The organism is Devosia sp. J2-20, assembly GCF_055808475.1.
The window spans coordinates 3,223,318-3,245,914 of sequence record NZ_CM147870.1; the positions used below are offsets into that span (position 1 = coordinate 3,223,318).

Consider the following 22,597-nt stretch of genomic DNA (forward strand, 5'->3'; position numbering starts at 1 on the left):
GGGAAGGATGCGGTTTCGCGTTCGTCTTGATCAATAGCGCTCATTGGGCTGCGCTCCCGAGTTCGATATCGTCGGTGGGGCGGGTTTGCAGGTCATAGAGCGCGCGATAGCGCCCTCCCAATGCCAGAAGTTCGTCATGCGTGCCCTGTTCGACAATCTTGCCGTTCTCGAGGAACAGAATGGTGTCGGCATGCAGCAGCGAGCTGAGGCGATGGGAGATGACCAGCGTCACCCGGTCCTTGGCGTAACGGCGGATGGCGCTGCGAATACGGTGTTCGGTGCCCGCATCAATGGCCGCGGTGGAATCATCGAACACCATCACTGCTGGCTTGAGCACAAGGCTGCGGGCAATCGACAGGCGCTGGCGCTGCCCACCGGAAAGCGAAACGCCGCGCTCACCCACCACGGTGTCGTAACCGGCGGGCAGACCCATGATGTAGTTGTGCAGCTGGGCGCTTTCGGCGGCCTTTTCGATCTTGGTCTCCTTGGACCAGGGATCACCATAGGCGATGTTGTTCTCGATGGTGGTGGTGAACAGGAAGGTATCCTGCTGCACGACGGCCACGGCGCGGCGCAGCGACTGCAGCGTAACCTGGCTGACATCCTGACCATCAATGGTGATGGAGCCGCCATCGATGTCATAAAAGCGCGGGATCAGATGCGCCAGCGTCGACTTGCCACTGCCCGGCGCGCCAACAATACCGACCGTCTGGCCGGCCCTGGCTTCAAAGCTGACGCCATCAAGCGTTGCATGGGTGGCGCCGGGATAGGTGAAGCGAACGTCGTTGAAGCGCAGCGTGCCCTTGTCGGTGATGAGGTCGGTGGCGCCGGGCGCGTCATCAATGGCCAGAGGCTCATCGATAAAGCCGAACAGGCGCTCCCCACAGATCGAGGCACGGGCATAGGAATTGACCATCATGCCCAGCTGGCGCACCGGCATCTGCAGAATGGTCATGAAGGTCAGAAAGGTCGCCAGCGTTCCGACGCTGATCTCACCGTCGATCACTTTGTTGCCACCGAACCAGAGCACCAATCCCATTGCGGCAAAGAAGGAAAAGGTCATGGCGCTGGTATTGCGCACACGGACATTGACGCGCTGGTGAGACAACTCAAGCGCCTCGCGCGATGCGGCTTCAAACTTGTCGAGTTCGAAATCCTGCGCCGAGAACGCGCGGACCACGCGAATGCCCCCCAGGTTTTCTTCCATCACCCGGGTCAGTCCACTGAGCTTTTTCTGCAGCGCGATCCAGGTGGCGCGCAGGGTAAGCTGGGCCACCGAAGAGCGCCACGCCACGAAGGGCACAAAACTCAGCGCCAACAGGCCCAACATCAGGTCGGTGCTCAGCAGCATATAGGCGCCCACTCCGATCAGTACCGAGAGCAGGATGGTGCGGACCAGACCGGTGGCGAAGAACATGCGCACGCCGTCCAGGTCGAGCAGCCCCATGGTGATCAGATCACCGGTGTGGACCTTGTCATGATAGGAATAGGAGAGCTTTTGCACCTTGTCGTAAAAGGCCAGGCGCAGTTCATAGCCAACATGATGGCCTACTGATTCAGAGAAATAGTTCTGCAACAGGGTGAAGGCGCCGCGGGCAACCGAGACGCCCAGCAGGGTCATGGCGGTCCACATCAGGGCGGCCTGCGCATCATCGGCCGCTACGGTGAGGATGTTCTGCGCCTGATCAACCGCCTGCCCCAGCAGACGCGGGATCATCAATTGCAGTACCGAGGCGACAATGGTCGCACCAATCGCCAGCGATGCCTGAAAGGGATGACGCAGGGAAAACAGCGCAATTCGAACCAGAGGACGACGGCCTTTGCCTGCATGTGCGGCGGCCAAATGTGCCCGTGCATCGCCGCGTGAATGGTCGCGGCCAGCCGTGTGGGTGGTCAAGGAAGTATCCAGACTTCAAAATTGTGTGGGGTCCGAACGAGCCGGGCGGCAACCGTCACCGGGGCTCGGACAAATCAACTCGCGTGCGTATTGAATGCCCATTCCGCCTACCATTCAAGATAGAATCTGAGCAAAAAACGCAAATCGCAACGTTCTAGTGCCCGTCAGGACGTTATTGGGTGGCATCGAGCTCGGGATATATCAGGGCCGAACACTGGCGATTGCTGGCGTCCAGGATGGTCTGTTCCTGGGCCGTCACCATGCCGGTAAACACCGCATTCCAAAGATCGTTCTGCTCCACCCCTTCGAGCCCGCACTGGCAATATGTGGTGCAGAGCGGGGCCGTAGTGCCGCCCGCCATGCAGGTCGACTGGCAGGCAGCGAGAAAATCGTTCTGCCGCATGGCGATCTCGGGCTGCAGCAGGCCGGCTGCGGGCGCGACAAGCGCCAGCAGGATGGGCTGATGCAGCAGATAGATCAGCAGACTCCAGCGCCCCATGAACGCCAGGGTATTGGCCAGGCGTCCCTGTGGCCTGATGGCCGCGAGTTTTGTGGCCAACGAGGAGGCCAGCACAATGCGCGCAGCAATGATGCCGACCAGCACGGCCCCAAACCATGGGAAGAGCGGCACCAGATCGTTGGTGGGTGGCGGCACCTGCCAGAAACCGATCCACGAGTACGGTTTGGCGTTGAACAACGCGTCTGCATAGAGGAAGGGCAAAGCGATCACCGCCACGGCCACCCCGATGACCAGCCAGAGCGGCGCGCGCACAAACGCCAGACCCAGCAGGCTGAACAGCGCGATGGCATGCAGCACGCCGAAATAGACGAAGCCATCGGGGAAGACGAGCCAGGTGCCAATGGTTATGGCCAGCGCGCCCAGAACCACAAAGGCCCAGCGTCGCCAGAAGCTGTGCCACCGAATACCGCTGCCATGACCGAGCACCAGCCCTACCCCGACCAGTGCCAGAAATACCGCGAGGATCGAACGGGCAATGACCACCCATTCGGGGTCGCGGCCGACATCTGGCGCAATAAAGCGGAAGAAACTGAGATCCCAGCAGAAATGGTAGGCGACCATGGCGATGATGGCCACGCCCCGGGCAATGTCGATGACAGCGAAACGGGGGCGGGCGACAGGCTGGTCAGTCATGGACAATGGCTCAGTTCTGCAGTGCCAAAACGGCCAGAAAGGCATCGCCATAGCGGTCGAGCTTGGCCTGACCGACACCGGGCAGGTTGAGCATGTCGTGGGGATGGCCGGGCATGGCCAGTGCCATGGCGCGCAGCGTAGCATCGTGGAAAATCACATAGGGCGGCACGCCCTGATCCTTGGCGATGCGCAGACGCTCCTCGCGCAGGGCGTTGAATACGCTCATGGCGGGTTCAGGAAGTTCCACGGCATTGGCCAGTTGGCGACGCACCTCGGTAGCTTTCTTGGGCCTGTCCTTGCGCAGGATTACGCTGCGCTCATGCCTGAACACCGCCCGGGCGCCCTCGCCTAGGGTTAGCGCGCCATGGGCCGCCTGATCGACAACGATGAGGCCCGAGGCCGTCAGCTGCCGGATGACCGATTGCCAGGTGCGCGCGTCGAGATCGGACCCCTGACCGAATACGGCCTGATTCTGATGGCCGAAGCGTTCGACCTTTTCGGTGGATTTGCCCATCAGCACATCAATGACGTGCGCGGCGCCAAAGCGCATGCCGGTGCGGTAAATGGCGGCCAGCGCCTTGATGGCTGCCTCGGTGCCATCCCAGGTTTCCACGGGCGAACGGCAGGTATCGCAATTGCCGCAATTGCCGGGATAGGCCTCGCCAAAATGGCTCAGGATCGCCTTGCGACGACATTCGGCCGTTTCGCAAACGCCGAGCAGGGCGTTGAGCTTACCGTGTTCGAGGCGCTTGACCTCATCGGGGGCATTGCCCTCATCGATCATGCGGCGGCGCTGCACCACATCGGCCATGCCATAGCTCATCCAGGCATCTGATGGCTGGCCATCGCGACCGGCTCGGCCGGTTTCCTGATAATAGGCTTCGATGGAGGCGGGCAGGTCCATATGGGCGACGTAGCGCACGTCGGGCTTGTCGATACCCATACCAAAGGCCACAGTGGCCACGATGCAGATATTTTCTTCCTTAAGGAAGGCGTCCTGATTGGTGTTGCGCATCTCGGCGCTGAGCCCGGCATGATAGGGCAGCGCCGGAATACCCTTGCGCGACAGCCAGTCTGCCGTGTCCTCGACTTTGGCACGGCTGAGGCAATAGACAATGCCCGAGCTGCCCTTGTGCGCCGCCAGGAAACTGAGCAGCTGGTCGCGGGCCTTGTCGCGCTCAACGATGGAATAGGAGATGTTGGGCCGGTCAAAGCTGGTGGTGAAGACCTCAGCGCTTTCCAGCCCTAGACGCTCAATGATGTCTTCGCGCGTTGTCGGATCAGCCGTCGCGGTCAGTGCAATGCGCGGCACGCCGGGGAACAGCTCGGTGAGCTTGGTCAGCTCACGATATTCGGGCCGGAAATCATGCCCCCACTGGCTCACGCAATGGGCTTCATCGATGGCGAACAGGGCTATATCAATGCCCGACAGCATGTTGGCAAAGCCGGGCGTCGCCACGCGTTCGGGCGCCACATAGAGCAGATCGAGTTCGCCGCGCCGCAATTGCCCGCGCACTTCAGCGGATTCGTCAGCGCTCAGCGATGAATTGAGGGCAGCGGCGGCAACACCAGCCTGCTTGAGCGCTTCGACCTGATCGCGCATCAGGGCAATCAGGGGTGAGATGACAATGCCGACACCCGGGCGGCAGATGGCCGGGATCTGGTAGCACATGGACTTGCCAGCACCGGTGGGGAACAGCACCACCGCGTCGCCGCCGGTCACCACATGACTGACGACATCGTGCTGCAGGCCACGAAAGCTCTTATGGCCGAAAACTTCGCGCAGAACCGCGAGCGGGTCGCGCGGCGTCGCCGTGCGCTCCGCCTCGAACAATGCAAAGGCCGATTCTAGTGTGCTCACCCGGCTCTTGAATCACAGGGGTGGGTGCGCCGCAAGGCGTCAGGGGTCACGTGTGGGTGGTATCCACCGCACAAGCGAGCGACCGGTTAGTCGTCGCGGCCCGAACCCGATTTGTTACCCCCGCCATCCTGCTTGTTGACGGTCGCCCAAGCGCGGCGTTCCGCCTCGTCCTTGCCGACGCCCTGCTCCTCGTAGCTATCCTCGATGTGCTCGGCCTTGCGCTTCTGCTTGTCGGTGTAAGCGGATTTATCACCCTGTGGCATGCCTGGCTCCCGAGTTTGAGGTGAGACCAGCGCGGGCGGGATAAGGGCTCGGCTGCCGCTTCGTTGGCCGGGGCGGGAAATCGGAAAAACCACCCCGTTCCCTGTGCCGCCATGTCCGATTGACGCGCGCTGGTCTCGTGCTGGAAAAATTCAGATCCGGGCAAAAAGTTCCCCGATCAACGTAACGGCTTGCTCAAAAAGGGCGAGCCGCGCCGCACGAAACGCCAGGGTGTATCGATCGCCTTGGTAATGCCGATGCGGGGTCCGGCGGCGATATCATGGGCCTGTTCGCGGGGGATCAGCGCAAAGGGCGGCGCGTCGAGCGGCAGGGTGTTCTGAGCCGCATCAATCCCCAGCGCCTGACATATCTTGCCGGGTCCCGAGCAGAGCTGACGCGGCGTAAGCTGACCTCGGCGCGCCTGCATGCGCTCAACCCCATGGGCTGGCTCCAGCGCCCGGATCAGAATGGCGCTGCCGGGCTGGCAAACGAAATTCAGGCACCAGTGAATGCCGTATATCTTGTAGACATAGGCGTGGCCGGGCGGACCAAACATGGCGGCATTGCGCGGTGTCGGCCCGTTAAAGCTGTGTGATGCGGGGTCGGCGCCGTCATAGGCCTCCACCTCCACGATAGGACCGCCAACGCCGTTTACCAGCAGGGTAACGCCGATCAGTTCGGCGGCGACGGTGGCGACGGGACGGTCGAAGAAGGTTTGGTCAACTGCAGTCATCGGCGCGCTTTGCTCCACCTCCTCCTGCCCCCCATCAGGGGTAGGGATCACGCCACACAGGTGGCGCTTACCTCCTCAGCCCACTCGCCCTCGCGCACCAACCGCGACCGTCTCGACGACGTCATCGCCCGAAATCAGCGTCACATGATCGAACAGATTGCTGACCACGCAGGCGTGGTTGGGGATGATGCGGACGGTGTCGCCGATCTGCGGCTTGTCGGTACAGGCCGACAGATCAATCGTACCGTGCTCTTCGCTTAGCCCGACAATCCGGGCCTCGGGGTATTCCTCGATCAGACCAAAGCCATCCATGCCCAGTGTATCGCTGGTCAGCGCCTTGGAGCCGGCGTCGATAATGGCGCGATCGTCGGTGGGGCGACTGACGATGGTGGCCAGAACCGTCAGGGCGCAATCGTCGAAACCGCCAACGTCTTTGGAAACCTGGAACCGGTCCATATAGATATAGGTGCCGGGGCGATGCTCGGTGGCGGCGGTCACTTCGTGGGCGCGCCAGAGATCGGGTGTACCGCCGTTGGAAATGATAGTTGGTGCCAGATCGGCTGCAATCAGGGCGTCCTGTGCGGCGGACAAAAAGGCCTGATTGGCCTCAACCTGACCGGCAGCGGGATAGGTCATCAACCCGCCGAAAACCAGTCCGGGGGACGCTGCAATCGTCTGCGCCAGCGCCAGCGCTGCCTCGGGACTTTGCACGCCGCAGCGGCCCATGCCGGTATCGCATTCCACCAGCACGGTGAGAGGCTCGGCCGCATCGGCAAAGGTGGCCGAGAGACCAGCGACAGTCTGCGCGCTATCGGCGGTGACGGTGATATGCACGCGCTCATGCAGCGCCTTGAGGCGGGCCAGTTTGGCCGACCCGAGAATGTTGTAGGGCAGGAAGATTTCGGTAATGCCGCTATCGGCCATTACCTCGGCTTCACCCAGTTTCTGGACGGTAATACCTACCGCACCCAGATCCATCGCCAGCCGGGCGAACCTTGGCAGCTTGTGGGTCTTGATGTGCGGCCGCAGCTTGAGCCCGTGGCTGTCGGCATAATCCTGTGCGCGCTTGAGATTGGCCTCGACGCGGTCGAGATCGATCAGAACGGCGGGGGTATCAAGGTTGGAAATCTTGCTCATTTGCCCCTCAGGACTTCATCGACGAAACGCAGATTGCCGGCGGTCAGGCCAGCGTCGACAGGCAGCACCGTGCCGGTGATACCCGAAGCGGCGGCGCTGGAATAGAACACCGCGGCATTGGCGACTTCGACCGGCAGAACCATGCGTCCCAGTGGATAATGCGGCAGCACATTATCGAGCAGGGTGGGGTCCGCCTCCAGCCGATGATCCCAGGCCGGAGTGCGCACCGAACCGGGGCAGATGACATTGGCGCGGACGCCCTGCCCGCCCCGTTCGACCGCGATCGCCCTGGCATAGGCGATCAGCCCGGCCTTGGCGGCCGAATAGGCCGGATTGCCGTAGTGACCCAGCGCATTGACCGAGGAGATGAACACCAGACTGCCGCTGCCCCGCGCGGCCATGGCGGACACGATAGGGTCGGTCATGGCATAGGCGCCATTGAGGTTGATTGCCAGTTCGGCGGCCCAGACATCATCATCGAGTTGATCGAGATGCTCAGCCCGGGTGAAGCCGGCATTGGAGATCACCGCATCGGGCGCGCCATGGGTAGCCAGATAGTCCATCACGGCGGCGCGCGTCGCCTTGGCATCGGCCTGGTCGAACAAGAGCTGGGCGCTCAGTTCGCGGTCTTTGAGCATGGCGGCATCCCGATCCGCCCCGACGACAGAGGCGCCTGCTGCACGGAAGGCGGCGACCAGCGACTGGCCGATGCCACCACCGGCGCCGCTGATCAGTACGGTCTTGCCATCAAGGCGGAAGGGAGATGGGCTCATGCTACTTTTTGGCCTTGTAGGCGACGCAATCGATCTCGACCTTGCAGTCCACCATCATGTGGCTCTGCACGCAGGCACGGGCTGGCGGGTGCTCGCCGAAATAGCTTTTGTAGACGCCATTGAAGCTCCAGAAATCGCGCGGGTCATCAAGCCAGACGCCGCAGCGCACCACATCTTCAAGACCGTAGCCAGCCTCTTCGAGAATGGCGATGACGTTCTTGATGGTGAGGTGGGTTTCTTCGACAATGCCACCGCGCACGATCTCGCCATCCTTCATGGCCACCTGGCCGGAAACGTAGAGCCAGCCATCGGCTTCGACAGCGCGTGCGAAGGGCAGGTTCTGGCCACCGGCCCCGGATTTTTCAGCACCATAGCGTTTGATCGACATAGCGGGTCTCCTGGATGATTTTCTGAAAGGCAATTTCGCTGAAAGGCAGCATAGCGAGCTCAAAGCGCGGTTTCATCGACTAATTGCGGACAAAAATGTAAATTTCTTACGTGATTGCACCCCATGGCCTGTGCTAACCTGCTTGAAGGGCACCTCAAGGCCAAGCCCATCGATTTTCATTATTGCGAGTTTCCACGTGCGCGTCTTCACCGCCGCCCTGGCCACTGAAACCAATACGTTTTCTCCTATCGCCATCGACAAGCGGGCGTTTGAAGCCTCGCTTTATGCCAAGGCGGGCGAGCATCCGGCGACGCCGACATTGTGTACGGCGCCGATCACGGTGGGGCGTGCGGTATGCGCCGATCTGGGCTGGACCCTGATCGAGGGCAGCGCCAGCTGGGCCGATCCTGCCGGTCTGGTGGCGCGGGCAACCTATGAAGAACTGCGCGACGAAATTCTTGCCCAATTGCAGGCGGCTATGCCGGTTGACGGCGTGGTGCTGGGGCTGCATGGCGCGATGGTGGCGCAAGGCTATGACGACCCTGAAGGGGATCTGCTGGCACGCGTGCGGGCCATCGTCGGGCCGGATGTGCTGGTCTGTGCCGAGCTTGATCCGCATAGCCATCTGACGGCCAAGCGGGTGAATGCGGCCAACTTCTTCGTGGTGTTCAAGGAATTCCCTCATATCGATTTCGTCGATCGGGCGCGGGATCTGTGGGCCATCGCGGTGCGGGCGCTCAAGGGCGAGATCAAGCCGGTGATGAGCGTGTTCGATTGCCGGATGATCGATGTATTCCCGACCTCCAAGGAGCCGATGCGGGGCTTTGTGAACAAGCTCTATGCGCTGGAGCAATCGGAACCCGATGTGCTGTCGCTATCGGTTATCCATGGCTTCATGGCGGGTGACGTGCCCGAACTGGGCACCAAGATCATCGCCATTACCAACGACAATGCGGCCAAGGGCGACGCCCTCGCCGAGACGCTGGGGCGCGAGTTGTTTGCCCTGCGCGGGACCTTCATGGTGGCGCAGGTGGATGAGCATGCCGCCGTCGATGCGGCCGTGGCTGCGCCGCGCGGGCCTGTGGTGATTGCCGATATGTGGGACAATCCCGGTGGCGGCACGGCGGGCGATGCAACGGTCATTCTAGCAGAGCTGATTGCGCGGGGGATAAGTGACGTTGCGGTGGGCACGATCTGGGACCCGATTGCGGTGCAGATCTGCATGGCAGCGGGCGAAGGTGCTGAAATTCCACTGCGTTTCGGTGCCAAATCGGCGCCACATACCGGCAGTCCGATCGACCAGTTCGTGCGGGTGAACCGGCTGGTGCGGGATGCCGAAATGCGGTTCGGCGAGAGCTATGCGCCCTTTGGTGACGCGGCGTGGATCAGCTTTGCCGGGATTGATGTGATCCTGAACTCCACCCGCGCGCAAAGCTTTGATCCGTCACTGTTTTCCGTGATGGGGATCGATCCGACATCGCGCAAGATCCTGCTGATCAAGTCGACCAATCACTTCTACGATTCCTTCTCCAGGATCGCCTCGGAAATCGTTTATTGCGCGGCCGGAAAACCCTATCCGAACACCCCGGCCACCACGCCCTATCGCAAGGCGCGGCGCGATATCTGGCCCATGGTTGAGAACCCCTGGGCCTAAGCATTTACGCGTGACAGGTGAGGCTTTGGCGCTCACACACTGTTAGCGTCGACGCGCTGACGCGTGAAATTGCCATCGCGTGACCAGCCCAATCTCAAGATGCATCCCGGCTTTCGCCGGGATGACATGGAGTGCGCAGAACCGTCTGGTCTTATTCGGCAGACCAGTGGCCGTACATGATGGGCATCAGGCCGACCAGGGATTTGAAGCGATCCCAGCTCTTGCGATCGGGCGCGGTCCAGCCGGCCTCGGCAATGGCCGACAGACGGGGGAAGACCAGACGATCAAAGATGGCGCGGTCGGTCATGGATTCGCTCCAGATACAGGCCTGCACGCCCATGAGCTTTTCCAGCCCCTGTTCAGAGAAGCCGGCACGCGCTTCGAACTCATAGGTTTCCTGTGGACCAGACCAGCCGGCCCAGCCGGCGCCGGGCTCGGCCCAGTCGACGCCATTGGCCATATCGAGATAGTAGCGCTGGCCGGGCGAGACCACGATGTTGAAGCCCTTTTCGGCCAGCGCCGCGTTGATCTCGACATTGCGCCAGCCGATGACGAAGCTCTTGTCGGGGTCAACCGCATTGCCATGGGCGGCCTCTTCCCAGCCGCCGGTAATCGCCCCCTTTGACGCGATGTATTCGTGCACGCGGCGGACGAAGGCGGCCTGAATGAGCGCGGTGGGCGAGCCCTCGATTTCGTCGGCGCCGTGATACTCGCTGAGCTTGTTGAACTGGCGCTCATGCTTGGCGCGCATCTCGGGACCGCCGAGCTTTTCGATCATGTCCAGGGCCAGCGGCGAGCCCGACCAGGCGGCCAGTGGCACTTCGTCAGCCCCGAGGTGGAAGATGCCCGCCGGGAACAGCTCAAGGATTTCATCGACCACGGTCTCGACGAATTTATAGACCGGCTCATAGGCCGGGTTCAGGCTATTATTGGGAAAACCCTGCACCGACTGATACTCACCCTGCTCGGCCGGATCGCGCAGCTGCGGCAGCGATTGCAGCGTGGCATAGGAGTGCCCAGGAATGTCGATTTCAGGGATGACGGCGATGGCCAGGCTATCGGCCAGCGCAACGATCTGACGGGCGACGTTCTTGGAGTAGTAGCCACCGGTGGGCTGTGGACCAGAGCCAAGCAGCGGCGGCAGGGCCTTGCCGTGACCGCGCCAGGCGCCGATCTCGGTCAGCTCGGGGAATGCCTCGATCTCGATGCGCCAGGCTTCGTCTTCGGACAGGTGCCAGTGGAACTTGTTGAGCTTGTTCCAGGCCATCAGCTTGATGAGCTGGCTGACTTCAGCGGCCGAATAGAACTGGCGCGCCACATCGAGATGGCAGCCGCGATAGGCAAAGCCGGGTTCGTCGGTGATGATGCCACCGGTGGGGAAGACGAAGGTTTGTGGGTGCTGTCTGGCGCCGCGCAGGATCTGCCCCAGCGTGATCAGACCATAGAGCATGCCCTGACGCGTGGTTGCCGATACGTTGGCGGCAGCTTCATCAAAGGTGATCTCATAGGCTTCGGCGCCCAGGCCTGCTTTATGCCTGATGGTTACGGGCATGCCCGCTTCGGCCGCTGGCCGCACCAGACCTTCAACGGGGAAGAGATCGTCGACCAGCCCAGCGAAGGCGGCTGCGGCCTGGCCCGCATCATCGCCCTGCGGCTGCAGGTCAAAACCCTGTGGGGCGATGCGGGCGCCCGTGGTGGCAACCGATTTGGGCCAGGGGATGATCGAGACGGCGACCGGTGCCTTGGCGGGCACAGGGAATTTGGCAGCGCCCTTGAGCAGCGGCGAATTGTGGCCCTTGCCCTGGGTGGGGGCGGTGTCAAGATTGACGATGGTACCATCGGCCAGTTCGACATAGGCAGCATTGGCGCCATCGCTCCAGTGGCGCAGTCCATAGGAGAGGCCGCGTGCGACCGAGCGCCATGTTTCGCCCGGCGCCAGGGTGTAGCCATCAGGCGGGGCGATCAGCGTGTAGTTGGACAGGCGCTTGAGCAGCTTGCCGTTTTCCAGCGTCGCTGTGGGGTCGATGCGAGCGGGGCCTGAAAAGCCCATGGTGAAACCGGAAATGGGCGCGTCACCATGATTGGTGAGCTCAAGCCCATAGGCCAGTCCTTCCGTCTCGGTAGCTGGGGTCCAGGTGGTGGCAAGCGAAAGTGCGATGGGCATGGAAGTCATCCTGGGGAAGTGGGGGAATTGAGATTTGCCGCACATGAGGCGGCGCCCTCCCCATTCCGGGCAGGGCTGGCAATGGGGGAAGCTGGACGGGCGACACACCCCCTTCCGGCCTCCCCTATCAAGGGGGAGGTGTCGCGCCGGGCACGGGGGATTTGGTGCGCCTGCCATCATCAATCCCCGAGGGGTTGGGCGTCATCGCCATCGCGATTGACGACGAGCTGGTGCTTGATGCGGCGCATGCTGGCGACAGCGGATGGACCCAGTCGGGTCGCCACGGTCTGGGCCAGTACGTCGATGGTCGCGAGGAAGGCATAGCGACCCGGTGTGGGGCGCAGAATATCGGTGTTCTCGTGCCAGTTGATGGGCAGCAGGATATCGGACTGCGCCGAGACCATGGAGGCGGAACGGGTGATGACGATGCGCGTCAGCCCGTATTCACCGGCCACGGTGAGGGTCTTGGCCAGCTGGGCGTTATTGCCTGACAGCGAGAAGGCCACGATGACAGTGCCGGCCGGTGCAGCAGCGGCGCGCATCATCTGGAGCTGGTGATCATCGGTCGAGGCGATCTTGAGACCGAGGCGAAACATGCGGGCCTCGAACTCGCCAGCCATCATGGAAGAGGCGCCACCCGAGCCAAAGGAGAGGATGTAGCTGGAATTGACCAGGCTTTCGGCGGCGCGCTCGACGGCAGCAAAATCGAGGTGATCGAAGGTTTCGTAGATGATGGACTGGATGCCATTGACCACGCCCTGAGCGATCTCATGCACGCTTGAAGGCCCGGCGGCAGGCGCGAAGTAGCGCTGTCCGACAAAACGCGACTGCGCCAGCCGCACCTTGAAATCGGCATAGCTGTCGCAGCCCAGCCGACGACAGAAGCGGGTGACGGTGGGGGGGACACATCGGCCTGGGCGGCCAGATCAACGATGGAGAGCTTGAGAACGCTATCAACGTCGGCCAGCACGATTTCGGTCAGGGCACGCTCGGAACGGGTAAATTCGTTCTTTTCGGTCTGCAGCAGTCCAACAATATCGAGCATGGTCACCTCCCCGGCGCGTGATGTGCCGTTCAGTAGACCGCCAGACCCGCCTGATCAAACAGGTGCACCTGGCTGCGCGCGAAACTGATCTGAGATGGCGCACCTTCGGGAATCTGCGGATCGCCCTCGAACAGGGCGATGAAGTTCTCGCCAGCGGGGAGCGTCGAATAGCTCACGGTATGGATGCCGAGCTGCTCGACGATATTGGGCGTGATCGAGAGGGTGAAGTCACCCGTGCCCAGCTGAAGATGCTCTGGACGGATACCCACAGTCACCGTCTGGCCGGCAATGGCGGCTGCGGTACGCGGCAGATCCAGCGTGCCGAGCGCGCCCAGATCGATGGTCGCGGTGGTGCCATCGGCCTTGCTGACCGTGCCGGAGATGAAGTTCATCTTGGGGCTGCCGATGAAGCCGGCAACAAACAGATTGTCGGGCTTGTGATACAGCTCGAGCGGCGAGCCAACCTGGGAAATCTGCCCGGCATCAAGCACCACGATCTTGTCGGCCATGGTCATGGCTTCGACCTGATCATGGGTGACATAGACCATGGTGGAGCCCAGGCGCTTGTGCAGCTCCATCAGCTCGATGCGCATTTCGGAGCGCAGGGCGGCGTCGAGATTGGACAGGGGTTCGTCGAACAGGAAGATCTTGGGCTGGCGCACAATGGCGCGGCCAATGGCAACGCGCTGGCGCTGGCCACCTGAGAGCTGGCCGGGGCGATGCTGCAGGCGCGATTCCAGCTGCAGCACCTTGGCGGCAGCGTCAACGCGCGCCGCGACTTCAGCATTGGGCAGCTTTTCCACGCGCAGGGGGAAAGCGATGTTTTCGTATACGGTCATGTGCGGGTAGAGCGCGTAGCTCTGGAACACCATGGCGATGCCGCGCTGCACGGGTGGCAGATCATTGACCACCTTGCCGCTGATTTCGATCTCGCCTTCGCTGACGTCCTCAAGACCGGCAATCATGCGGAGCAGTGTGGACTTGCCACAGCCGGACGGGCCGACAAAGACCACGAATTCACCTTCGGATACCTCCAGATCGATGCCCTTGATGATGCGGGCTTCGTTGAAGGACTTTTCGAGGCGTTTGAGGCTGAGCTGCGACATGGGTCGTCTCCGGTCGGCGGACTGGTCCGCGGGCAGGCGATGGGAAAGAAGGTGCCGCCGCCCCGGTGCAGGGACGGCGGCCAGGTCGGAGGACCTTACTTGTACTGCTCGAGTTCGCCAGCAGCCTTGGTGAGGGCTTCTTCTGGCGTGGCAGCGTCAGTCACAACGGACTGAACCATTTCGATCATGGTGTTCTGCAGGCCGACATAGTCGGTGAACAGAGGCTCAGGACCACCGAATTCGATGCCGTCCAGGAATGGCTTCCAGTAGGGCTTTTCGGCGACCAGTGCGTCGGTCTGTGGCTGCAGTGGGCGCAGTGGGGTCAGGCCCTGGGCCATTTCAGCATCCCACTGACGCTCAGGCGCAGTGATGAACTTGGCCAGGCTGATGGCCTGCTCTTCAACCCCGGTACCCTTGAACACGGCGAGCGAGTCAGTGATCAGCAGCGTGCCGGGACCCTTGGCATCGGGACCCAGTGGCAGTGGCGCCACGCCCCAGTTCATGCCGGCTTCTTCACCGCGCAGAGCGGCACCAACGCTGGCTTCGATCATGGCAACGCCACCGTCGAGCCAGATGGCACGGACTTCATTCTGCTCGTAAGCGGTCGGACCTTCTTCTGCATAGGCAGTGATGTCATGCAGAGCGGTCAGGGCCGCCAGGACCTGTGGGCTGTCGGCAACGATATTGCCATCGGCGTCGATGATCTGGCCGTCATTGGTGTAAACCCAGTGCAAGAACTGGTGCATGGTGTTGTCGAAGGTCTTGGCGACAACGCCATAGCCGGCAGCGTCGGTGTTTTCCGAAATCTGCTTGGCGAAAGCGATCTTTTCTTCCCAGGTCTTGGGCGCAACTTCGGGATCGAGGCCTGCGGCTTCGAACAGGTCCTTGTTCCAGAACAGGGCCTTGGTCGAGAAGGCAACCGGCACGCCCCACTGAGTGCCGTCAAAAGTGACGGTGTCGGGCACGTAGTTGTAGTAGCCGGCTTTTTCTTCATCGGTCATCGGCACGGGCACGATGAGGTCGTTGAGCGCAAACTGCTTGAGGGTACGCGAGCCAACATAGGCCAGCGAAACGGGCGTGCCAGCAGCGGCCAAGGTGGTCACCTTGTCCTGGCACTGGCCCCAACCGACGATCTCGGGAGCGACCTTGTAACCTGGGTTGGCAGCTTCCCATTCGGCGAAGTATTCGGCGTAACCAGCGGTCAGCTCGTCACCACAGTTGATGAAGCTGATTTCCTTGTCCTGGGCGAAGGCAGCGGGTGTTGCAACGGCGACAGCCAGCAACGATACCGCGGTCAGTGCGATAGTCTTTTTCACTTTGTAGTCTCCCTTTGTGTGCGCCCCGAGAGGCGACTTCCCTCAACCGGGATCGCTAGACCCCGATCTCGATTCCCTTGGTGGTCTTACTGCTTGATGGCACCGGCGGTGAGGCCGGCAACCAGGTAGCGCTGCAGGAACACGATGACGATCATGACCGGCAGGATTCCGATGAAACTGGCTGCCATCAACTCGTTCCAGATCACTTCCTGCTTGCCGAAGAAGGCGAAGAGGCCAACCGGCAGGGGCATGAATTCGGTCTTGGAGTTGAAGGTCAGGGCGAAGATGAACTGCTGCGCATAGGCACCGATAAAGGTCATGATGGCGACCACCACGATGCCCGGCATGGCCAGAGGCAGAATGACCCGGCGCAGCGTGTAGAGACGGGATGCGCCATCGACCCATGCGGCCTCATCCAACTCCTTGGGAATGCGCATCATGTAGGTGCGCAGCAGCCAGATGGAGCTGGGGATCAGGAAGGCGGCGCCCGGCACGATCATGGCCCAATAGGTATTGAGCAGGCCCAGCTGGCGCATCAGGCGGAACAGCGGGATCAGCAGCACAGCGCCCGAGAACATGTTAACCGCCAGAAAGCCGCCCAGCATCAGGCTGGAGCCGGTAAACTGGAAACGGGCAAAGGCGTAGGAGGCCGGCACCACAATGGCCACCACGATCAGTGTGACGACGCTGGAGATGAAGAAGGAATTGAAGATGTGCATGCCCAGCATGGGGACCGATTCCCACATGCTGAAATAGGCATCGAACGACCCGTTCTTGGGCAGGAAGCTGTAGGGCGTGGAGAACAGCAGCGCGAGGGGCTTAAGCGACACCAGGAAGCCTTCGATGAAAGGCGCCAGGATGAAGAACAGGAACACCGCCATGCCCAGATACATCAGCGCGGTTTCATACCATTTGTAGCGGTCGATCATCGGCTTGGTGGAGCGGGCGCGGCGCGGCTTCGGCTTGACCAGCGCCTTGCTGTCGACGGCAGCGACTTCGGTGGTGCGGGCGACGTCACTCATTTGGCTTCTCCTGCGCGAGCTTCCGGACGGCGCGGAAATAGACGATGCAGAACAGCGACACGAAGATGCAGATCACCACGGCGCGCGCGGCGCCTTCGCCGTATTTGCGGCTGCCCATGGCGGTCTTGTAGGTGTCGATGATCATGGTGGTGGTGGTGCCCGAAGGACCGCCCTGGGTCAGGATCCAGATGATGTCGAACGAGTTGAAGGTGGCGATCATGCTGAGCAGGCTCATGGTCAGCAGGGCAGGCACCAGCAGCGGCAGGGTGATGCGGCGGAAGCGATAGCCACGCCCGGCACCATCGGTCCAGGCGGCCTCATAGAGATCCTTGGGGATCGATTGCATGGCGGCCAGCATGTAGATGGTGACCATGGGAATACCGATCCACACGTCGGTGACGATGGTGGCCCAGAAGGCGCTGTCGCCATAGGCGAGGATCGGCCAGGGCTTGTCGATGACACCGAAGTTCTGCAGCAGGCCCGAGATCATGCCGAACTGGCCGTTATACATCCAGCCCCACATGAAGATGCCGATGGCCATAGGAACGATCCAGGGCGGCATGATCAGGATGCGGAAGATGGCCTGACCGGGAATGGCGGCATTGAGCAGGGTGGCGCCCAGCGTGCCGATGATCATCTTGGCGGCAACCGAAAAGAAGGTCCAGATGAAGGTGCGGATGATGACTTCGGTGAAATTGCCAGCGCCGAAGATGCGCTCGTAATTGGCCCAGCCAACCCAGTCGGAAGTGGGGCGGAGCGACGCATTGGTGAAGGACAGCACCACTGTGTCGAACAGCGGATAGGCCACGATGATCAGGATATAGATGAGAGCCGGAGCCAGCAGGGCCAGGGCAAACAGTGAAGCGCTTCTTGTGCTGGTCATCGGCTTGTCTCCTAGCCCGCTTTGCCAAGGGCGGCGTCGAATTGCTGCCAGATGGGGGTCATGTCGATGACGGATCGGGTGCGCATGGCGCGATCCATGGTCAGAGCCAGCAAGCCGGCCTCGAGTGCATCGGTGATCGAGACGGGCAATGGATCGCCATCCAGGACGTGATTGAGGATGTCCTCGGCCATCTGCTCATCGGCACCATAATGCTGGCTGAGCTCGCTCATCTTGTAGGTGGTGTCGACCAGTCGCTCGGATGTACGGCTGTCAGTGACGCGCAGGAAATTGCGGATGAAATCGCCCTCAGCCATGCCCTTGGCGCCCATGACGGCGAAGCGGCGGAAATCATCGGGGACGTTGAGATTGGTGTGGAAGGTCAGCGCGGCGCCATTGGCGTATTGCACCATGGCAGTCTGGAAATCGATGATGTCACCATCACTATCAAAGACCTTGTCGCTACCCTGCCAGCCACTGGGCTTGCGGTGATAGACTTCCATGTCGTTGATGCCGACATTTTGCGGGGCATTGGCCGGCACGAAGGTGCGGCGACCGCCAAAGCTGGAGACATATTGCGGGCGGCAGCCCATCACGCCGTTGTAGAGATCAAGGTCGTGACAGCATTTTTCGAGCATGAAGCTGCCCGAATAGCGCTCATAGCGGCGCCAGTCGCGCATGAAGAAAGCGCCGTGATAGGGCGGAATGTGCTCGGAAGCCTCGATTGAGGTGACATCGCCCAGATGGCCCTCGGCCTGCATCCTGCGCAGATCGACATAAAGCGGCGCGTAGCGCAGCACCAGGCCAACCATCAGATTGTCGGAGCCGTACTGAGCGATCAGCCCGGCGATTTCCATGGTGTCTTCAATGGATGTGACGACTGGCTTTTCGGTGAAGATCTTGAGGCCGCGTTCAAGGCCGATGCGAATGTGTTCGAGATGGAGATGGTTGGGCGAGCCCACCATCAGCAGATCAAGCGGCTCGCTGTCGAGCATGGCCTCGAGGCTATCGAACTGGGCGCCGACATCAACACCATGTTCGCTCGCATAGGGCAGACCGGCGGGCGCCGGATCCACATATCCGGCAATAGAGAAGTCATCCCGGGCGGCGGAAAAAACCCGCGCCAGATAGCCCAAACGATAGCCAAGGCCGATGATGCCTACCCGCATATTAGTGCCCGTCATCCCTGTATTGCCCGCCAAACTCTGCTGGTTTGGTCGTGCTTTCTGTAAACGATTTTCAAGATTAGGATCGTTCTGAAAGCAATGTCAACACAGAATCCGCCGCAATAACAATACCAATATAAGCCACTTGAGCGATTTGCCTAAAGAGGCAGCGTTTTGGCGCATTTCTGGGCGTTGTACTGGGGCTTTTCGCGCTTATGAATGTGGACAAGCCGCGACTTAACGCGCAGATTGTCCAGATTGGTATTCATGTGGGCTTGAAAAATTACCTCTACCCAGATGACAGCTTTGAAAATTTGGAACACAAATAGTGACGCGACGCCATCGCATTGAAAATCGGCGTTCTCTGGCGCAGCACCGAACCAAGCCCCGCACGATCACAGCACAGACACGAGATAATCATGAGCAGCACCAACCCTTTCCCCCATGACGCCGACCGCAGCGCAATATGGACCATGCTGGTGGAGCGCGACATTGCGGCGTTCGTTGCAGCGGACTGGAGCATGGTGGATGGCGATTTCGTCAAAGAGGGCTTTCTGGGAATCAATGGCGGCAAATCGGGCAACCCCGATGACTGGCGCATCAGCTACCCCACGCTTGAGGCCTATCGCGATGACTGGCTCAACCAGGCGCGGGAAAGCCAAAAGCTGGACTATGCCGAAGACGTGCTGGCCGGCATTCATCGCGCCACCTCGCTAAGCGAAATCGAGATCAGCGGCGACATTGCCATTGCGCACAAGAAGTTCGACGGCGAAATCGCGCTGAGCGATGGCGGCAAGGACGTGCTGAACTGGCAGACCCTGTATTTCTGCCGCAAGGTGGACGGGCAGTGGAAGCTGACCGGCTTCACTGGCTACCTGCCCTATCCCATGGGCAAGGCAGGGTAGCGCCATCTGCTTGCATCCCATGCCGGGAAGAAATGAGGGTGGAGTAATTCAAGCACTTTTGCTGAGGCCCACCCACCCCGGCCCTTCCCATCAAGGGGAGGGAATCCGTCCAGCGACTGTTTTCGCATCGAGTTCAACGACCATGTCCTTCCTTACCGCACAGCGCCTGACCATGCTGGTGTTCTTTCTGCAGCCGATCGCATTCGGCTCCTGGCTGGTGCGCATTCCCGAAGTGCAGACGGCTTTGGGGCTGGGGCCCGCCGGGCTGGCGGTAGCCCTGCTGGGGCTGCCCTGCGGTACACTGCTCACCCTGCCCTTTGCCGGACCGCTGGTGGGGCGGATCGGGGCGCGCGCGGCGATCCTTGTGGGGTTCGTGCTGTATTCGATGGCGATGGTTCTGCCCGCGTTTGCCAGTGACGCCACGCTGCTGTTTGTGGCGCTGATGCTGATCGGCTCGTCGATGTCGTTTGTCGAACTGGGGCTGAACGTGCAGGCCGACGCCGTGGAAAAGGCCACGGGGTCGATGATCATGACCACATCGCACGGCTTCTGGTCTGTCGGTATCATGGCGGGGAGCCTGATCGGCTCGGCATTGGCGGCGCTGGGACTGGAAGCGCGCTGGGCCATCGCGCTGGTGTCAGCGCTGGTTCTGCCGCTGTCGATCGTGGTGGCGCTGGCCCTGCCGGTATATGCCGAGAGCAGGGAGAGCGGTGAGAGCAAGCGATCGGCCTGGGCATTGCCCAGCTGGGCCCTGCTGGGGATCTGCTTTTTTGTGTTTGGCATCACCATGACCGAGGGCGCGATGGCGGATTGGTCCGCGATCTTCCTGCGCGATGCACTGGGCGCCGAAGCGGGCACGATGGGGCTTGGCTATTCGGTATTCGCCCTGATGGTTGCGGCGGGCCGATTTGGCGGCGACACGCTCAAGCGCCGCTTTGGTGCGGTGATCACGGCGCGCATTTGCGGCGTGCTGGCACTGACTGGCGCCGCGATCCTGTTTGTCACACCCAACACAGCGCTGGCGCTGATCGGGTTTGGCGTAATCGGCCTGGGCGTTTCGGTGGGCTTTCCGCTGGCGGTGACGGCTGCCGCCGGGCTGACTGATCGGGCCGCATCGGCCAATGTCGCGATTTTGAGTTTTGTGGCACTGCTGGGCTTTCTGGTGGGCCCGCCGGTTATCGGCTTTGTCGCCGAACATGCCGATATCCGGCTGGGGGTTGCCTGTGTGGTACCTGCGCTGCTGGTGAGCCTGATGCTGACCGGAAGGCTGGCAACCAAGAAACCCGCCAAGACCAATCATAATCCTGAAGCCGATATTGCTGGAGTGCTTTGATGCGTATTGCTGTTGCCGGCCTGCACACCGAGTGCAGCACCTATAACCCCGTGCTGGCGCGCGAGGCCGATTTCCGGGTGCTGCGCGGACCATCCATGCTCAAGGACGGCTATTTCGATTTCCTGACGCATTTCCCGGCCGAGTTCATCACCGTGCTGCATGCGCGCGCCATTGCAGGCGGGCCGGTGGAAGGGGCGCTCTATGCGCGCTGGAAGGCCGAAATCCTCGAAGGCATCAAAGAGGCCATGCCCGTTGACGGGGTTTATCTGGCCATGCATGGCGCGATGTTTGTCGAGGGTATTCACGACGCCGAAGGCGACTTCATCAGTGCGGTGCGCGCACTGGTCGGTCCTGATGTGCTGATCGCTGCGAGCTACGACCTGCATGGCAATGTCAGCCAGAAGATCATCGACGGGCTCGACATCTTTTCGACCTATCGCACGGCGCCCCATATCGATGTGGCGGACACCATGCGGCGCGCGGTGACCATGCTGGTGCGCGCCTTGCGCTCGGGCCAGCGACCCGTTGTGGCCTGGGCGCCTGTGCCGGTGCTGTTGCCCGGCGAGCGCACCTCGACCCAGGACGAGCCGGCGCGGAGCTTTTACACCCAGTTGCAGGCCACAGAGGATCCGACGGGAATTTGGGATGCCTCGTTTCAGGTGGGTTATGTGTGGGCAGACGAACCCCGCGCCACCGCATGTGCGGTGGTCACGGGCACTGACCGGCTGGCAATGACTGCGGCAGCGCGGGCGCTGGCGCAGAACTATTGGGATATTCGCGAACAGTTCGTGTTTGGCACCACCACGGGCAGCATTGAGGCCTGTGTCGACTGGGCACTGGAAGCCACGACCAGCCCGGTGGTTCTGGCCGAGTCCGGTGACAATCCAACCGGCGGGGGCGTGGGTGACCGGGCAGAGGTGCTGGCCGAACTGATGGCCAATGATGCGCAGGGCGTGGTGTTTGCCGGTATTGCCGACAAACCCGCCACCGACGCAGCTTATGCAGCCGGCGTGGGCGCCACCATTGCGATCCACGATCGGCGCCAGCCTTGACCCTTCGAGCACCATGGTGGAGGCGACAGCAGAGGTGGTATTCCTGCTTGAAACCGCGCAGCCCCATCTGCGTGAAGCGGTGGTGCGCATTGGCGGGATTGATCTGGTGCTGACCGCGCGGCGGCGGCCATTCCACAATATAGAAGACTTCACCCGGCTGGGTCTTGATCCGCACACGGCCAAGATTGTGGTGGTCAAGTCAGGCTATCTGTCACCCGATCTGGGGCCGATCGCCAATCCGAGCCTGATGGCGCTGTCGCCCGGCGTGGTGGATCAGTTTGTCGAGCGGCTGGAGCGCCAGCACAAGAGCGTGCCGCAATATCCGTTCGATACCGACTTTGCCTGGGCGCCGGAAGTAAAATGGTCAAGCCGCGCCGACGCACGTTGAACCGGTTGCCAGAATAGTCATACGGGGCCGGCGGCGATGTCGCCGGTCCATGCGTTTTGCCTGTCAGTCGCAGTAGATGTCGTACAGCGTCGTCAGGATCTTGCTCACCTCATCTGAGGCGATGGAATAATAGACCTGCTGGCCGTCGCGCCGCGTTTTGACAAAGTCCCAGGCGCGCAGCTTGGACAGGTGCTGGCTGAGCGGGGACTGGGCCAGACCCACGCGCTCTTCAAGATCACCCACATTCATCTCGCCATCGAGAAGACAGCATAGAATCCGGAGGCGCTTGGCATTGGCCATGGCCGTGAGCAGGCGCGAGGCCTGCTCGGCATTGGCTTCCAGTTTTGCGATTTCCATCTTGAC

The 22,597-nt window shown here is 61.5% G+C and carries 18 protein-coding genes and 2 pseudogenes; 4 read left to right on the plus strand and 16 right to left on the minus strand.

The features are described from left to right. Window positions 1-40: 40 nt before the first annotated feature. The 8 genes and pseudogenes from AC0L37_RS15920 to AC0L37_RS15955 form a co-directional block, all read right to left on the minus strand. Window positions 41-1,897 carry an ABC transporter ATP-binding protein gene (locus AC0L37_RS15920; RefSeq protein ID WP_473313338.1) on the minus strand — a complete coding sequence of 619 codons (1,857 nt, stop codon included), beginning with the start codon at window positions 1,895-1,897 and terminating at the stop codon, window positions 41-43. 172 nt (window positions 1,898-2,069) lie between these two features. After that, window positions 2,070-3,050, minus strand: coding sequence for an acetyltransferase domain-containing protein (locus AC0L37_RS15925; protein ID WP_282222674.1), 981 nt, complete (start codon window positions 3,048-3,050; stop codon window positions 2,070-2,072). A gap of 10 nt (window positions 3,051-3,060) precedes the next feature. Further along, entirely contained in the window at window positions 3,061-4,911 is a 1,851-nt protein-coding gene (gene recQ, locus AC0L37_RS15930) for a DNA helicase RecQ (protein ID WP_269370618.1), read from the minus strand. Window positions 4,912-5,006: 95 nt separating this feature from the next. Further along, window positions 5,007-5,174 (minus strand): annotated as a pseudogene (locus AC0L37_RS15935) (plasmid stabilization protein); the annotation flags it as partial. Window positions 5,175-5,350: 176 nt separating this feature from the next. After that, window positions 5,351-5,905 (minus strand): DNA-3-methyladenine glycosylase, encoded by a 555-nt coding sequence (locus tag AC0L37_RS15940; RefSeq protein ID WP_212659511.1) that lies wholly within the window; start codon window positions 5,903-5,905, stop codon window positions 5,351-5,353. A gap of 75 nt (window positions 5,906-5,980) precedes the next feature. Beyond that, on the minus strand, window positions 5,981-7,042 hold the full coding sequence (locus AC0L37_RS15945; RefSeq protein ID WP_282222673.1) for a D-TA family PLP-dependent enzyme: 1,062 nt from the start codon (window positions 7,040-7,042) through the stop codon (window positions 5,981-5,983). After that, complete coding sequence (locus AC0L37_RS15950; protein WP_473313344.1) at window positions 7,039-7,815, minus strand: SDR family oxidoreductase; 777 nt, start codon at window positions 7,813-7,815, stop codon at window positions 7,039-7,041. Before AC0L37_RS15950 ends, AC0L37_RS15945 begins: the two co-directional genes overlap by 4 nt. A 1-nt stretch (window position 7,816) precedes the next feature. Next, the gene (locus AC0L37_RS15955; protein WP_212659508.1) at window positions 7,817-8,203 is read right to left on the minus strand and encodes a RidA family protein; all 387 of its coding nucleotides are present in this window, start codon (window positions 8,201-8,203) and stop codon (window positions 7,817-7,819) included. Between the two features lie 196 nt (window positions 8,204-8,399). On the opposite strand from AC0L37_RS15955, the gene AC0L37_RS15960 reads away from it, so the two are divergent. After that, window positions 8,400-9,857, plus strand: a complete 1,458-nt coding sequence (locus AC0L37_RS15960) for a M81 family metallopeptidase (RefSeq protein WP_269370610.1) — start codon at window positions 8,400-8,402, stop codon at window positions 9,855-9,857. A 151-nt stretch (window positions 9,858-10,008) separates the two neighbouring features. Here AC0L37_RS15960 and AC0L37_RS15965 read toward each other — a convergent pair whose 3' ends face one another. From AC0L37_RS15965 to AC0L37_RS15995, 7 genes are all read right to left on the minus strand, one after another. Then, on the minus strand, window positions 10,009-12,030 hold the full coding sequence (locus tag AC0L37_RS15965) for a beta-N-acetylhexosaminidase (protein WP_473315439.1): 2,022 nt from the start codon (window positions 12,028-12,030) through the stop codon (window positions 10,009-10,011). A 170-nt stretch (window positions 12,031-12,200) separates the two neighbouring features. Continuing rightward, complete coding sequence (locus AC0L37_RS15970) at window positions 12,201-12,863, minus strand: MurR/RpiR family transcriptional regulator (protein ID WP_473313347.1); 663 nt, start codon at window positions 12,861-12,863, stop codon at window positions 12,201-12,203. 232 nt (window positions 12,864-13,095) lie between these two features. Further along, window positions 13,096-14,172 carry an ABC transporter ATP-binding protein gene (locus AC0L37_RS15975; protein WP_282222669.1) on the minus strand — a complete coding sequence of 359 codons (1,077 nt, stop codon included), beginning with the start codon at window positions 14,170-14,172 and terminating at the stop codon, window positions 13,096-13,098. Window positions 14,173-14,267: 95 nt separating this feature from the next. Next, complete coding sequence (locus tag AC0L37_RS15980; RefSeq protein ID WP_427857108.1) at window positions 14,268-15,488, minus strand: ABC transporter substrate-binding protein; 1,221 nt, start codon at window positions 15,486-15,488, stop codon at window positions 14,268-14,270. 86 nt (window positions 15,489-15,574) lie between these two features. After that, a complete protein-coding gene (locus AC0L37_RS15985; protein WP_269370803.1) occupies window positions 15,575-16,417 on the minus strand; it encodes a carbohydrate ABC transporter permease in 843 nt (280 codons plus the stop codon). 85 nt (window positions 16,418-16,502) lie between these two features. Then, window positions 16,503-17,393 (minus strand): carbohydrate ABC transporter permease, encoded by an 891-nt coding sequence (locus AC0L37_RS15990; protein ID WP_282222668.1) that lies wholly within the window; start codon window positions 17,391-17,393, stop codon window positions 16,503-16,505. Window positions 17,394-17,404: 11 nt separating this feature from the next. Further along, window positions 17,405-18,559: a Gfo/Idh/MocA family protein gene (locus tag AC0L37_RS15995; RefSeq protein ID WP_269370801.1), complete on the minus strand. Its 1,155-nt coding sequence runs from the start codon at window positions 18,557-18,559 to the stop codon at window positions 17,405-17,407. Between the two features lie 416 nt (window positions 18,560-18,975). On the opposite strand from AC0L37_RS15995, the gene AC0L37_RS16000 reads away from it, so the two are divergent. The 3 genes and pseudogenes from AC0L37_RS16000 to AC0L37_RS16010 all read left to right on the plus strand — a co-directional run bounded on the left by AC0L37_RS16000 (window position 18,976) and on the right by AC0L37_RS16010 (window position 22,234). After that, complete coding sequence (locus tag AC0L37_RS16000) at window positions 18,976-19,461, plus strand: hypothetical protein (RefSeq protein ID WP_212659503.1); 486 nt, start codon at window positions 18,976-18,978, stop codon at window positions 19,459-19,461. A 142-nt stretch (window positions 19,462-19,603) separates the two neighbouring features. Continuing rightward, the gene (locus tag AC0L37_RS16005) at window positions 19,604-20,794 is read left to right on the plus strand and encodes an MFS transporter (RefSeq protein ID WP_282222667.1); all 1,191 of its coding nucleotides are present in this window, start codon (window positions 19,604-19,606) and stop codon (window positions 20,792-20,794) included. Continuing rightward, window positions 20,794-22,234 (plus strand): annotated as a pseudogene (locus AC0L37_RS16010) (M81 family metallopeptidase). The gene AC0L37_RS16005 and the pseudogene AC0L37_RS16010 overlap by 1 nt, the downstream one beginning before the upstream one ends. Window positions 22,235-22,297: 63 nt before the next feature. On the opposite strand, the gene AC0L37_RS16015 reads toward AC0L37_RS16010, so the two are convergent. Continuing rightward, window positions 22,298-22,591 (minus strand): ArsR/SmtB family transcription factor, encoded by a 294-nt coding sequence (locus tag AC0L37_RS16015; protein WP_212659500.1) that lies wholly within the window; start codon window positions 22,589-22,591, stop codon window positions 22,298-22,300. Window positions 22,592-22,597 lie beyond the last annotated feature (6 nt).

What these genes read in the sequence shown, in the direction of transcription:
- AC0L37_RS15925 (WP_282222674.1), bottom strand. Translation starts at nt 3,050, where the DNA reads ATGACTGACCAGCCTGTCGCCCGCCCCCGTTTCGCTGTCATCGACATT.
- AC0L37_RS15940 (WP_212659511.1), bottom strand. Translation starts at nt 5,905, where the DNA reads ATGACTGCAGTTGACCAAACCTTCTTCGACCGTCCCGTCGCCACCGTC.
- AC0L37_RS15945 (WP_282222673.1), bottom strand. Translation starts at nt 7,042, where the DNA reads ATGAGCAAGATTTCCAACCTTGATACCCCCGCCGTTCTGATCGATCTC.
- AC0L37_RS15950 (WP_473313344.1), bottom strand. Translation starts at nt 7,815, where the DNA reads ATGAGCCCATCTCCCTTCCGCCTTGATGGCAAGACCGTACTGATCAGC.
- AC0L37_RS15955 (WP_212659508.1), bottom strand. Translation starts at nt 8,203, where the DNA reads ATGTCGATCAAACGCTATGGTGCTGAAAAATCCGGGGCCGGTGGCCAG.
- AC0L37_RS15965 (WP_473315439.1), bottom strand. Translation starts at nt 12,030, where the DNA reads ATGACTTCCATGCCCATCGCACTTTCGCTTGCCACCACCTGGACCCCA.
- AC0L37_RS15975 (WP_282222669.1), bottom strand. Translation starts at nt 14,172, where the DNA reads ATGTCGCAGCTCAGCCTCAAACGCCTCGAAAAGTCCTTCAACGAAGCC.
- AC0L37_RS15985 (WP_269370803.1), bottom strand. Translation starts at nt 16,417, where the DNA reads ATGATCGACCGCTACAAATGGTATGAAACCGCGCTGATGTATCTGGGC.
- AC0L37_RS15990 (WP_282222668.1), bottom strand. Translation starts at nt 17,393, where the DNA reads ATGACCAGCACAAGAAGCGCTTCACTGTTTGCCCTGGCCCTGCTGGCT.
- AC0L37_RS15995 (WP_269370801.1), bottom strand. Translation starts at nt 18,559, where the DNA reads ATGCGGGTAGGCATCATCGGCCTTGGCTATCGTTTGGGCTATCTGGCG.
- AC0L37_RS16000 (WP_212659503.1), top strand. Translation starts at nt 18,976, where the DNA reads ATGAGCAGCACCAACCCTTTCCCCCATGACGCCGACCGCAGCGCAATA.
- AC0L37_RS16005 (WP_282222667.1), top strand. Translation starts at nt 19,604, where the DNA reads ATGTCCTTCCTTACCGCACAGCGCCTGACCATGCTGGTGTTCTTTCTG.
- AC0L37_RS16015 (WP_212659500.1), bottom strand. Translation starts at nt 22,591, where the DNA reads ATGGAAATCGCAAAACTGGAAGCCAATGCCGAGCAGGCCTCGCGCCTG.